We start from the raw sequence: 12356 nt of genomic DNA on the forward strand, positions 1-12356 counted from the left end.
CAACCGGCGGCACTGTCCGCGAGGAGGACGGCTTCGTGTTCCATCCCAGACTGTTCGAAAATCGCAATGTTGTGGTGACCGGCGCCGGCCGCGGCATCGGCCTTGAAGTGGCCCGGCAGTTCCTGGACTGCGGCGCGAAGGTGATCGTCCATACCGGGCGCAAGCCGGGACGCGACCTGCCGGATTTCCTGCTGACGGCTGAATCCGAAAGACGGGCGCTGCTGCTTAATGCCGATTTCTCTGCAGTCGGTGGCGCAGCGCAATTTGCCGAGGATACTCTCGCCTTCTTCGATAAGGTCGATGTGCTCGTCAACAATGCCGGCACCATGCTTGGTCGTTTTCCCGCCGCCACACTCACCGACGCAGAATATGAGGCGGTCGTGCGGCTCAACCAGACATCGGTGGTGGCGCTGACGCGGGCGCTGCTGCCGGCATTGAAGGCGGCTGGTGGCGCTGCCATCGTCAACACGGTTTCGATTTCGGCGCTGACCGGCGGCAGCCCCGGTTCCTCGATCTATTCCGCCTCGAAAGCCTTCGTTGCAACCTATTCCAAGGCGCTTGCCCGTGAGCTTGCACCGGACGGCATCCGCGTCAATTGCGTGTCGCCGGGAACGATCGAGACGGATTTCCATGAGCGCTATTCCTCGCGCGAAAAGCTGGAGCAGACGAGAAAATCCATCCCCCTGCAGCGGCTCGGCACGGCGGAGGATTGTGCTCCCGCCTATCTGTTCCTGGCGGCTCCCTCGCTCTCGGGCTACATCACCGGACAGGTGATCGAGATCAATGGAGGTCAGCTTATCTGCTGATTTGTTTGGACTTTTTTTGACACTTCATCACTTTTGACCAATTCGCTTGTGCGAATATGCTATTGTGCTGATCTACCTCATTGCCTACCTTCCGAGATACCGAATGCCGCTGCCCAAACCCGAGCCGGGGATGACCGGCCAGGAATTGCACACACTCGCTGGAAAAGCCCACGAAGTGAGCAATCTGCTGAAAGCGCTAGCACACCAGACCCGACTTCTGATCCTCTGCATACTGGCGAACGAGGAACGGACGGTGGGTGAAATCGAAAATATCCTCGGCATACAGCAGGCAATGGTCTCGCAGCAGCTGGCGCGGTTAAGGCTAGAAGGCCTGGTCCATACGCGCCGCCAGGGCAGGCTGGTCTATTACAGCATCGGCAATGTCAGCGTGCTTGCCTTCCTCGAATCGCTGTTCGATCTTTTCCCGGCTGCAGAAAACAGTTAGAGCATGATGCCGAAAAGTGTGCGCGGTTTTCGGACGACATCATGCTCTATTTCTTTGATTTAGATCAGGATTCAGATTTTAGGCCGATCGGGCCTAAAATCATCCTGATCTAGAGATCGCCCTTGCGGAGCACGGCTGCTGCGTCAAAGATGAACTGACCCGGATGATGTCACGCCGGATCGGGAGACCGGATGATCGACAAGCTGGAATTCTTCATCGCCCTTGCCAATGAAAAGCATTTTGGCCGTGCCGCGGAGGAGTGCGGGATCTCGCAGCCGACGCTTTCGGCCGCCATCCGGCAACTCGAGGATCAACTAGGCGTCATGCTGGTGCAACGCGGTTCGCGGTTCCAGGGGCTGACGCCGGAGGGACAGCGCGTGCTCGAATGGGCCCGGCGCATCGTCGGCGATGCCCGCACCATGCGCGAGGAGATGCGCGCTGCGCGCCGTGGCCTTTCCGGCCACATCCGCCTCGCCGCCATTCCGACCGCGCTCGCCATGCTGTCGCGCATCACCACGCCCTTTCAGGAGCGGCATCCCGGCGTGACCTTCTCGATCGTCTCGCGGAATTCGCTGCAGGTGCTGAGCATGCTCGAAAATCTCGAAATCGATGCCGGCATCACCTATCTCGAAAACGAGCCGCTCGGCCGCGTCACGACCGTTCCCCTCTATGCCGAGCGCTATAATCTGATCACGGCTGCCGGCAGCCCGCTATCTGATCGCGACAACGTGACCTGGCGGGAGATCGGCGATCTTCGGCTTTGTCTATTGACTGCCGACATGCAGAACCGCCGCATCATCAACCGCCACTTGACGGAAGCAGGCGCCACCGCGCATCCGACGCTCGAATCGAACTCGATGATCGTGCTGTTTTCCCATGTCCGGACCGGACGCTGGGCGAGCATCATGCCGCGCAACGTCGCCAAATCCTTCGGATTTCCAGTGGAAATCCGCATGATCCCGATCGTCGAGCCGGAGGCGCATCATCTGGTCGGCCTTGTTGCGCCGTATCGCGAGCCCTTCACGCCGCTTGTCTCGGCTTTGCTGCATGAAGCAAGAGTGCTCGTGCAAGATGAAGAACTTTGATAGAAAAAACCTATCAAGCAACGAGATAGCTTTATTGATCGCCGGCTGCTTCCCTGAGATGGTGGTGACGGAATAGCACTCGGCTGGGGGAGGCCCGCTATTTCGCAACGAGCAAGCCGCCGGGAGGGCTGCATTATGACCATTCATATCGCCGAAGGCGATATTGCAGCACGCACCCGAGCCATCATCGCCGATCTTCGCTTTCTCGAAGGGCCGCTGCTTCCCATTCTGCACGAGGTTCAGCAAGAATTCGGCTATGTGCCGCAGGAGGCCATGCCTGTTATTGCGGAGGAATTGAACCTCTCCCGCGCCGAGGTGCATGGCGTGGTGACCTTCTATCACGATTATCGCGACCATCCCGCCGGCCGGCATGTGCTGAAGCTCTGTCGCGCTGAAGCCTGTCAGTCGATGGGCGGCGATGCGCTGGCCGAACGTGTCAAGGCGCTGCTCGGCATCGATTTTCATCAGACGACGCTCGATGGCGGCGTGACGCTGGAGCCGGTCTACTGTCTCGGGCTCTGCGCCTGTGCGCCGGCGGCGATGCTCGACGGCGAGGTTTATGGCCGGGTCGACGATCAGACGGCGGCGGAACTCGTCGCGGAGGCACGCCGATGACGGTCAGGATATATGTTCCGCGCGATGCCGCAGCGCTGGCGCTCGGGGCCGAAAAGGTGGCAAAGGCGATTGCCCAGGAGATCGCCGCCCGCGGCTTCGATGCCGAGATCGTGCGCAACGGCTCGCGCGGAATGTTCTGGCTGGAGCCGTTGGTCGAGGTCGAGGTTGCCGGCAAGCGCATCGGCTACGGGTCGGTGAAGGCGAAGGATGTGCCTGATCTGTTCGATGCCGGGATGATTGATGGAGGCGAGCATCGGCTCTGTCTCGGGGAGGTTGAAGACCTCCCGTTCCTCAAGGAACAGACCCGCCTGACCTTCGCCCGCTGCGGCGTCACCGATCCGCTTTCGCTGGGCGATTACGAGGCGCATGGCGGTCTTGCCGGCCTTCGCCGCGCCGTTTCGATGACACCAGTCGATATCGTCAAGGAAATCACCGATTCCGGCTTGCGCGGACGCGGCGGTGCCGGCTTTCCAACCGGCATCAAGTGGAAGACCGTTCTCGAGGCCGCCGGCGAACGCAAATATATCGTTTGTAATGCCGATGAGGGCGACAGCGGCACCTTTGCCGACCGGATGATCATGGAGGGCGATCCCTTTGTGTTGATCGAGGGCATGGCGATATCAGGGCTCGCGACCGGGGCGACCAAGGGTTTCGTCTATACGCGTTCGGAATATCCGCATGCGATCGCTGTCATGACCGAGGCCGTCGGCATCGCGCGCGAGGCCGGCATTCTCGGACCATCGGTGCTCGGCTCCGGCCACACCTTCGATATCGAGGTGCGCGCCGGCGCCGGCGCCTATGTCTGCGGCGAGGAGACGGCGCTGCTCAACAGTCTCGAAGGCAAGCGCGGCATCGTGCGTGCCAAGCCGCCACTGCCGGCGCATAAGGGGTTGTTTAACTGTCCGACCGTCATCAACAATGTGATCTCGCTGGCTTCGGTGCCCGTTATCATGGAAAAGGGTGCGGCCTTTTATCGCGATTTCGGCATGGGCCGCTCACGCGGCACCATCCCACTGCAGATTGCCGGCAATGTCAGATATGGCGGCCTCTTTGAGACGGCCTTCGGTCTTTCGCTCGGAGATATCGTCGACAGGATTGGTGGCGGTACAGTGACGGGACGGCCGGTCAAGGCCGTGCAGGTCGGCGGACCGCTCGGCGCCTATTTCCCGCGGGCGCTGTTCGACACGCCATTCGATTACGAATCCTTCGCCGCCAAGGACGGCCTGATCGGCCATGCCGGCATCGTCGTCTTCGACGACACGGCCGATATGCTGAAGCAGGCGCGTTTCGCGATGGAATTCTGCGCCGTCGAAAGCTGCGGCAAGTGCACGCCCTGCCGCATCGGCTCGACGCGCGGCGTGGAGACGGCCGACAAGATCGCTCACGGTATCGAGCCGGAGAAGAACCGGGCGCTGCTTGCCGATCTCTGCAACACAATGAAGTTCGGCTCGCTCTGTGCGCTGGGTGGGTTCACGCCCTATCCTGTGATGAGCGCCATGACGCATTTCCCGGAGGATTTTTCGCCGGCACCTCTGGTGGAGGCGGCGGAATGACGCGTTTTTCATGGAACGCCTGCGCTGACCTCACCATCTCAAGCAAGGAGGCCAATCATGTCTCTCATCCATGAAATCGACTACGGCACTCCTGCTTCGAAATCCGAGGTCATGGTGAAGCTCACCATCGACGGACAGCAGATCAGCGTGCCGGAGGGCACCTCGATCATGCGCGCCTCGATGGAGGCCGGCATCAAGGTGCCGAAGCTCTGCGCCACCGATATGGTCGACGCTTTCGGCTCCTGCCGGCTCTGCCTCGTCGAGATCGAGGGCCGCAACGGAACACCCTCCTCCTGCACGACGCCGGTGGCGGCAAACATGGTGGTGCACACGCAGACGGGGCGGTTGAAGGATATCCGCCGCGGCGTGATGGAACTCTATATTTCCGACCATCCGCTCGACTGTCTCACCTGCGCGGCTAACGGCGATTGCGAATTGCAGGACATGGCGGGCGCCGTCGGCCTGCGCGACGTACGTTACGGCTATGAGGGCGACAACCACGTCAAGGCGCGCAGCAATGGCGACATCAATCTGAAATGGATGCCGAAGGACGAGTCCAATCCCTATTTCACCTATGATCCCTCGAAATGCATCGTCTGTTCGCGCTGCGTGCGCGCCTGCGAGGAAGTGCAGGGCACCTTCGCGCTGACGATCGAGGGCCGCGGCTTCGGCTCGCGCGTTTCGCCCGGCATGCACGAGCATTTCATCGATTCCGAATGCGTCTCCTGCGGTGCCTGCGTCCAGGCCTGCCCGACGGCAACGCTGACGGAGAAATCGGTGATCCAGATCGGCCAGCCGGAGCATTCGGCTGTGACGACCTGCGCCTACTGCGGCGTCGGCTGTTCCTTCAAGGCGGAGATGCGCGGCGAGGAACTGGTGCGCATGGTGCCGTGGAAGGACGGCCAAGCCAATCGCGGCCATTCCTGCGTCAAGGGACGCTTCGCCTACGGCTATTCCACCCACAAGGACCGCATCCTCAATCCGATGATCCGCGAAAAGGTCAGCGATCCCTGGCGGGAAGTGAGCTGGGACGAGGCCTTCGCGCATGTGGCGCTGGAGTTCCGCCGCATCCAGTATCAATACGGCCGCGAGGCAATTGGCGGCATCACCTCGTCGCGCTGCACCAATGAGGAAACGTATCTGGTGCAGAAGCTGATCCGCGCCGGCTTCGGCAACAACAATGTCGACACCTGCGCCCGCGTCTGCCATTCGCCGACCGGTTACGGCCTCGGCCAGACCTTCGGCACGTCGGCGGGCACACAGGATTTCGACAGCGTCGAGCATTCCGACGTCGTCATCGTCATCGGCGCCAATCCAACCGATGGGCATCCGGTGTTCGGCTCGCGGCTGAAGAAGCGGCTGCGCCAGGGCGCCAAGCTCATCGTCATCGATCCGCGCCGCACCGATATCGTCCGCTCGCCGCATATCGAGGCCTCCTATCACCTGCCGCTGAAGCCCGGCACCAATGTCGCGGTCATGACGGCGCTGGCGCATGTGATCGTCACCGAAGGGCTCTTTGACGAGGCGTTCATCCGCGAGCGCTGCGACTGGTCGGAGTTCGAGGACTGGGCCGCCTTCGTCGCCGAACCGCAGCACAGTCCCGAAGAGACCGAGATCTTCACCGGCGTGCCGGCGGCGGATCTGCGCGGCGCGGCAAGGCTCTATGCCAAGGGCGGCAATGGCGCAATCTATTATGGCCTCGGCGTCACCGAACACAGCCAGGGCTCGACCACGGTCATCGCGATCGCCAACCTGGCGATGGCGACCGGCAATATCGGCCGTCCCGGCGTCGGCGTGAACCCGCTGCGCGGCCAGAACAATGTGCAGGGCTCCTGCGACATGGGCTCGTTCCCGCACGAATTGCCGGGCTACCGGCACATTTCCGACGATGCGACGCGCGATATCTTCGAAAAGCTCTGGGGCGTGAAGCTCAACAACGAGCCGGGCCTGCGTATTCCGAACATGCTGGATGCAGCAGTCGACGGCTCGTTCAAGGGCATCTACATCCAGGGCGAAGACATCCTCCAGTCCGATCCCGATACCAAACATGTCGCGGCCGGGCTTGCGGCGATGGAATGCGTCGTCGTGCAGGATCTGTTCCTCAACGAGACCGCCAATTACGCCCATGTCTTTCTACCGGGCTCGACCTTCCTCGAGAAGGACGGCACCTTCACCAATGCCGAGCGCCGCATCAATCGTGTGCGCAAGGTGATGTCGCCGCGCAACGGCTATGGCGACTGGGAAGTGACGCAGAAGCTTGCCCAGGCGATGGGGCTCGACTGGAATTACACCCATCCGTCGGAGATCATGGACGAGATCGCCGCGACGACGCCGAGTTTCGCGATGGTCTCCTACGACTATCTCGACAAAATGGGCTCGGTGCAGTGGCCCTGCAACGAGAAGACCCCGCTCGGCTCGCCGATCATGCATGTCAATGGCTTCGTGCGCGGCAAGGGCAAGTTCATCCGCACCGAATATGTGGCGACCGACGAGCGCACCGGTCCGCGCTTCCCGCTGCTGCTGACAACCGGCCGCACCCTCAGCCAGTACAATGTCGGGGCGCAGACACGGCGAACCGAGAATGTCGTATGGCATGCGGAAGACCGGCTGGAAATCCATTCGCACGATGCCGAGCAGCGCGGCGTTCGCGACGGCGACTGGGTGAAGCTCGGCAGCCGCTCCGGCGACACGACGCTCAGGGCGCTGATCACCGATCGCGTCGCGCCGGGTGTCGTCTACACGACCTTCCATCATCCCACGACGCAGGCGAACGTCATCACCACCGATTTCTCCGACTGGGCGACGAACTGCCCGGAATACAAGGTGACGGCGGTGCAGGTCTCGCCCTCCAACGGGCCGAGCGAATGGCAACTCGAATATGACGAGCAGGCGCGTCAATCGCGCCGCATCGCCGGCAAGCTCGAGGCAGCGGAGTGACGATGCGGGGGCGGCTCTGTAAGCAGGAACGTGGATCATGACCTTCACCGTCACTGCCCATGCCCCCGAAACCGCCCGCCGCAACGGCATCCTCCAGACCGGTTCGCGCATCGTGCCGGAAGAGGTGCCGATCGCCTTTTCCTACGGCGGCAGTTCGCATGCGGTGATGATGGCAACACCTGCGGATATCGAGGATTTTGCCGTCGGTTTCAGCCTGACCGAAGGGATCATTGCCGGGCCGGCGGAGATATCGGGCATCGAGGTCGTCGAGGGTGAGCAGGGGATCGATGTGCAGGTGAGCCTGGTCGATGATGTCGCCGATCGGTTGCGGGCACGACGCCGCAGCATGGCGGGACCGGTCGGCTGCGGGCTCTGCGGCATCGAATCGATCGAACAGGCGGTACGGCCGGTGCCTGACGTTTCGACATCGCCGCTGGCGCTGTCGCATGCGGATATCGTCCGCGCCGTTTCGCTTCTGAACGAGGCGCAGCCGCTGCATCGTGAGACGCGGGCGGTGCATGGCGCCGGGTTCTATCTTCCCGGCAGGGGGCTGATTGCCGTGCGCGAAGATGTCGGTCGGCACAATGCGCTGGACAAGCTCTGCGGCGCCGTCATCGGCGCCAGTGAAAGAGGCGGGGACGGCGCCGTCGTCGTCACCAGCAGGCTTTCCGTCGAGATGGTGCAGAAGGCGGCGATCCTCGGCAGCCCGGTGCTCATCGCCATATCGGCGCCGACGGCTCTCGCCATCCGCACTGCCGAAGAAGCCGGCATGACGCTCGTCGCGCTGGTGCGCGGCGAGGATTTCGAGATTTTCACCCACCCGCACCGCATCTCGCCCGGAAGCATTGCCGATGTCGCATGATACCAAGACCAAGCTCGTCTATATGGCAAACCAGATCGCCACCTTCTTCAAGAGCCAGCCGCAAAGCGAGGCCGCGCAGGGGGTCGCCACCCATATCAATAAATTCTGGGACCCGCGCATGCGGCGGCAATTGTTCGAAATTCTGGAGAATGAGGAGAACGGCCTGGACGCGCTCGTGCTTCAGGCCGTTCCTCTGATTAGAAAGCCAGAGCCGGTGACACACCAGGTCCCATAGTCTGGATCGGCCCATGCGCGAAGGGGAGGCGGGAGCAACCTGCCTGCGCATATGTCGGTGACAGTAAAATCTGAGAAAAACCAAGTCTGAGCCAGGAGGAGTTGTTCATGACTGCAGCGGAAACACGTACAGACGGGGCGTTGGCGGGGGTAGGCCTGCTCGATCGTGAAAGGATCGTCGCAAGGCCCGGGTTCAATCGGTGGCTGGTGCCGCCGGCAGCGCTCGCCATCCATCTCTGCATCGGCATGGCCTATGGTTTCAGCGTGTTCTGGCTGCCGCTTTCCAAGTCGCTCGGGATCACGGCCTCGACGGCCTGCCCTGATCTGACACTCGCCTCGGCGCTGTTCACCACGACCTGCGACTGGCGCGTTGCCGACCTCGGCTGGATCTATACGTTGTTCTTCGTTCTACTTGGCTCATCGGCCGCCATCTGGGGCGGCTGGCTTGAGCGCGCCGGTCCGCGCAAGGCGGGCGTCGTTTCCGCTTGCTGCTGGTGCGGCGGCATCATTCTTGCGGCGATCGGCGTCATTATTCATCAGCTCTGGATGATGTGGCTCGGTGCCGGCGTCATGGGCGGCATCGGTCTCGGCCTAGGTTACATCTCACCGGTCTCGACACTGATCAAATGGTTTCCCGACCGGCGCGGCATGGCGACCGGTATGGCGATCATGGGCTTCGGCGGCGGTGCGATGATCGGCGCCCCATTGGCCAACCTGCTGATGAATGCCTTCAAGACCGACAGTTCGGTCGGCGTCTGGCAGACCTTCATCGTCATGGCGGTGATCTATTTCGTCTTCATGATGGGCGGTGCCTTCGGCTATCGCATTCCGCCGGCCGGCTGGCGTCCCGAGGGTTGGACGCCGCCTGCAGCAAAGAGCACGATGATCACCACCAAACATGTGCACCTCAGCAATGCCCACAGGACAAAACAGTTCTGGCTGATCTGGGCGGTGCTTTGCCTCAACGTTTCGGCCGGTATCGGCGTTATCGGCATGGCCTCGCCGATGCTGCAGGAAATCTTCGCCGGTTCGCTGATCGGCCTGCCGGATGTCGGCTTCGCCCAGCTCGACGCCGGGCAGAAGGCATCGATCGCCACGATCGCCGCCGGTTTCGCCGGCTTGCTGTCGCTCTTCAACATCGGCGGACGGTTCTTCTGGGCGTCGCTGTCCGACAAGATCGGCCGCAAGAATACCTATTATTGCTTCTTCGTCCTCGGCATCGTGCTCTATGCACTGGCGCCCACTTTCGCAGGCATGGGCAACAAGGCGCTGTTCGTTCTCTCCTTCGGCATCATCCTGTCGATGTACGGCGGCGGCTTTGCGACGATCCCGGCCTATCTTGCCGATATTTTCGGTACGCAGTTCGTCGGCGCCATCCACGGCCGGCTGCTGACGGCCTGGGCAACGGCCGGCATCGTCGGGCCCGTTGTCGTCAACTATATCCGCGAAGCGCAGATCGCCGCCGGCGTTGCGCCCGGGCCAACCCTCTATACCGGCACCATGTATATCCTCGCGGGCATGCTGGCGCTCGGGCTCATCGCCAATGCGCTGATCAGGCCGCTTTCGGACAAATGGTTCATGTCCGATGACGAGGTCGCCGCGTTGCAGGCGAAGTCGGCCGCCGTCAATGCCGGGCCGACGGGTTCCTTCGGCATCGGCACAGGCGGGCTGGACGCCAAGGCGATGCTTGCCTGGGCCGTCGTCGGCATTCCGCTGCTGTGGGGTGTCTGGGTGACGCTGAGGGCAACCTTCGCGCTGTTCGGCTAAGCCATCAAAGCGCGTCGCATGGGCTTCATGCGGCGGCGCTTTATCGTCGTATACGGCGCAATCCGGTCAAGGTGCCGCCTTGCACCGGTATGGTTCAGAACTCTTCCCAGCTCTGGGCGGTCGCCGCGGCAGTGCCGTGCGCCTTTGCGACACGTGAAACGAGATGCAGCGCCGGCGAGCCCGTTTGTCTTGGCCCCGCTCCGCTGGTCGACTGCGTCTGCCCGGGTAGGCGGAACCTAGCCAGCAGGACACGCAGCGTTTCGGCTTCTCTCGCAAGGCTGAGGCTGGCGGCGGTACTTTCCTCGACCATCGCGGCATTCTGCTGGGTTGCCTGATCCAGCGTATTGACCGCCTGGTTGATTTCCTTGAGGCCGGTTGCCTGTTCCCTGGAGGCTTCGACGATGGCGGCGACATTGCCATTGATATCGCCGACCTGTGCGACGATCGCCTCGAGCGCCTTGCCGGTCTCGCCGACGAGCCCGACGCCGTTCTTGACATGCTCGCCCGACGTGTTGATCAGCGCCTTGATCTCCTTGGCAGCATTGGCGGAGCGTTGGGCGAGTTCCCGCACCTCCTGAGCCACGACCGCAAAGCCCTTGCCGGCTTCACCGGCGCGAGCCGCCTCGACGCCGGCATTCAGCGCAAGCAAGTTGGTCTGGAAGGCGATGTCGTCGATCACGCCGATGATGTTGGTGATCTCGCGCGAGGATTGTTCGATCTGGCCCATGGCCGCGACGGCATTGCGAACCACGACGCCGGAATGTTCGGCGCCCTGCTTGGTCACGGCGACGAGACGCCCCGCCTCATCGGCACGACGGCTGGAATCGTTGACGGTCGTGGTGATCTCCTCCAGCGCGGCGGCCGTCTCTTCGATCGATGCTGCCTGCTGTTCCGTCCGCTTGGAGAAGGAGTCGGCCGATGCGCCGATCTCGCTCGACCCTGCGGCGATCGCACTGGCATTCTGACCGATCGTCTTCATGGTCTCGGAAAGGCCTTTGACAGCGGTGTTGAAATCGTGCCGCAGCTGCTCCATCGATGGAACGAAAGGCGTGTCCACCGTTCTTGTCAGATCGCCTTCGGAAAGATTGCGCAGCGCGGTGCCGAGAAGGGAAATGGCGCTCATGCGCTGGGTAACGTCGGTCGCGAACTTCACCACCTTGTAGACCTTGCCGTCGGCATCGAGGATCGGGTTGTAGGCTGCCTGTATCCAGATTTGCCGGCCACCCTTGCCGAACCTGACAAATTCATTGGCGATGAACTCGCCCTGCGCCAACCGCTTCCAGAAATTGGTATAGTCGGCCGTATCCGTATAGGCACGATCGCAGAACATACTGTGGTGCTTGCCGGTGATCTCGGCGAGCGAATATCCCATGGCGTTGCAGAAATTCTCGTTGGCGGTCAAGATTTCGCCCGTCGGGGCAAATTCGATCACCGCCTGCGAGCGCGAGATCGCCGCGAGCTTGCCGGAATCCTCCACCGCCTTCTTTTTCGCTGCGGTGATGTCGGCCGCGAATTTCACGACCTTGTATGGTTTGCCTCCTTTGAAAACCGGATTGTAGGACGCCTGGATCCATATTTCCCGGTTGCCCTTGGCAAAGCGCTTGTAGGCGCCAGCGTCATATTCGCCGCGTCCGAGCCGCGCCCAGAATTCGCGATACGCCGCGGTTGCCGTATAGGCCCGCTCGCAGAACATGCCGTGATGCTTACCAACGATCTCGCTCAGGCTGTATCCAAGCGCCTTGCAGAAATTTTCGTTCGCCTTGAGGATGTTTCCTTTGAGATCGAACTCTATGATCGCCTGCGATTTGGAGATGGCATCAAGAATGTAGTTCGAATCGGAGCTTAGACCAAACATTGCTGTCCCTTTGAGATGCGCAGCTTTTGCTGCTTAGGCTGGTAGACGCAAGGGTCGACGAGGAGTGCTGGTCCCGGGACGAACCGTTGGCCGGTTCGCAATCCCAATGTGCCGCAAACATGTCATCCGAACGCTTCACAACCATGCTGACTGGGCATGGTTAATATTGCGTATAAAAGCTTTTGCTAATCTTCTGA

Annotated in this window: 10 protein-coding genes; 9 read left to right on the plus strand and 1 reads right to left on the minus strand. The window is 61.8% G+C overall.

The window, feature by feature from the left end:
• Positions 1-35: 35 nt before the first annotated feature.
• The 9 genes from ACM5SV_RS08350 to ACM5SV_RS08390 all read left to right on the plus strand — a co-directional run bounded on the left by ACM5SV_RS08350 (position 36) and on the right by ACM5SV_RS08390 (position 10304).
• On the plus strand, positions 36-806 hold the full coding sequence (locus tag ACM5SV_RS08350) for an SDR family NAD(P)-dependent oxidoreductase (RefSeq protein ID WP_028743625.1): 771 nt from the start codon (positions 36-38) through the stop codon (positions 804-806).
• 103 nt (positions 807-909) lie between these two features.
• A complete protein-coding gene (locus ACM5SV_RS08355; protein ID WP_113547555.1) occupies positions 910-1251 on the plus strand; it encodes an ArsR/SmtB family transcription factor in 342 nt (113 codons plus the stop codon).
• A 191-nt stretch (positions 1252-1442) separates the two neighbouring features.
• Positions 1443-2336, plus strand: coding sequence for a LysR family transcriptional regulator (locus ACM5SV_RS08360; protein ID WP_003543441.1), 894 nt, complete (start codon positions 1443-1445; stop codon positions 2334-2336).
• A gap of 135 nt (positions 2337-2471) precedes the next feature.
• Positions 2472-2951 (plus strand): formate dehydrogenase subunit gamma, encoded by a 480-nt coding sequence (locus tag ACM5SV_RS08365; RefSeq protein WP_017995348.1) that lies wholly within the window; start codon positions 2472-2474, stop codon positions 2949-2951.
• Positions 2948-4504: a formate dehydrogenase beta subunit gene (locus ACM5SV_RS08370; RefSeq protein WP_012759234.1), complete on the plus strand. Its 1557-nt coding sequence runs from the start codon at positions 2948-2950 to the stop codon at positions 4502-4504. The genes ACM5SV_RS08365 and ACM5SV_RS08370 overlap by 4 nt, the downstream gene beginning before the upstream one ends.
• 57 nt (positions 4505-4561) lie before the next feature.
• Positions 4562-7441 carry a formate dehydrogenase subunit alpha gene (gene fdhF, locus ACM5SV_RS08375; RefSeq protein ID WP_113547553.1) on the plus strand — a complete coding sequence of 960 codons (2880 nt, stop codon included), beginning with the start codon at positions 4562-4564 and terminating at the stop codon, positions 7439-7441.
• A gap of 37 nt (positions 7442-7478) precedes the next feature.
• The gene (gene fdhD, locus ACM5SV_RS08380) at positions 7479-8303 is read left to right on the plus strand and encodes a formate dehydrogenase accessory sulfurtransferase FdhD (protein WP_017995345.1); all 825 of its coding nucleotides are present in this window, start codon (positions 7479-7481) and stop codon (positions 8301-8303) included.
• Complete coding sequence (locus ACM5SV_RS08385; protein WP_012759231.1) at positions 8293-8538, plus strand: formate dehydrogenase subunit delta; 246 nt, start codon at positions 8293-8295, stop codon at positions 8536-8538. The genes fdhD and ACM5SV_RS08385 overlap by 11 nt, the downstream gene beginning before the upstream one ends.
• A 107-nt stretch (positions 8539-8645) precedes the next feature.
• Positions 8646-10304 carry an OFA family MFS transporter gene (locus ACM5SV_RS08390; protein ID WP_222014524.1) on the plus strand — a complete coding sequence of 553 codons (1659 nt, stop codon included), beginning with the start codon at positions 8646-8648 and terminating at the stop codon, positions 10302-10304.
• 94 nt (positions 10305-10398) lie between these two features.
• On the opposite strand, the gene ACM5SV_RS08395 is transcribed toward ACM5SV_RS08390, so the two are convergent.
• Positions 10399-12159 carry a methyl-accepting chemotaxis protein gene (locus ACM5SV_RS08395; protein ID WP_222014523.1) on the minus strand — a complete coding sequence of 587 codons (1761 nt, stop codon included), beginning with the start codon at positions 12157-12159 and terminating at the stop codon, positions 10399-10401.
• Between the last annotated feature and the right edge of the window lie 197 nt (positions 12160-12356).

The organism is Rhizobium sp. CRRU65, from assembly GCF_048551595.1.
GTDB lineage: Bacteria > Pseudomonadota > Alphaproteobacteria > Rhizobiales > Rhizobiaceae > Rhizobium > Rhizobium leguminosarum_J.

What these genes read in the sequence shown, in the direction of transcription:
- ACM5SV_RS08365 (WP_017995348.1), top strand. Translation starts at nt 2,472, where the DNA reads ATGACCATTCATATCGCCGAAGGCGATATTGCAGCACGCACCCGAGCC.
- fdhF (WP_113547553.1), top strand. Translation starts at nt 4,562, where the DNA reads ATGTCTCTCATCCATGAAATCGACTACGGCACTCCTGCTTCGAAATCC.
- fdhD (WP_017995345.1), top strand. Translation starts at nt 7,479, where the DNA reads ATGACCTTCACCGTCACTGCCCATGCCCCCGAAACCGCCCGCCGCAAC.
- ACM5SV_RS08390 (WP_222014524.1), top strand. Translation starts at nt 8,646, where the DNA reads ATGACTGCAGCGGAAACACGTACAGACGGGGCGTTGGCGGGGGTAGGC.
- ACM5SV_RS08370 (WP_012759234.1), top strand. Translation starts at nt 2,948, where the DNA reads ATGACGGTCAGGATATATGTTCCGCGCGATGCCGCAGCGCTGGCGCTC.
- ACM5SV_RS08395 (WP_222014523.1), bottom strand. Translation starts at nt 12,159, where the DNA reads ATGTTTGGTCTAAGCTCCGATTCGAACTACATTCTTGATGCCATCTCC.
- ACM5SV_RS08385 (WP_012759231.1), top strand. Translation starts at nt 8,293, where the DNA reads ATGTCGCATGATACCAAGACCAAGCTCGTCTATATGGCAAACCAGATC.
- ACM5SV_RS08360 (WP_003543441.1), top strand. Translation starts at nt 1,443, where the DNA reads ATGATCGACAAGCTGGAATTCTTCATCGCCCTTGCCAATGAAAAGCAT.
- ACM5SV_RS08355 (WP_113547555.1), top strand. Translation starts at nt 910, where the DNA reads ATGCCGCTGCCCAAACCCGAGCCGGGGATGACCGGCCAGGAATTGCAC.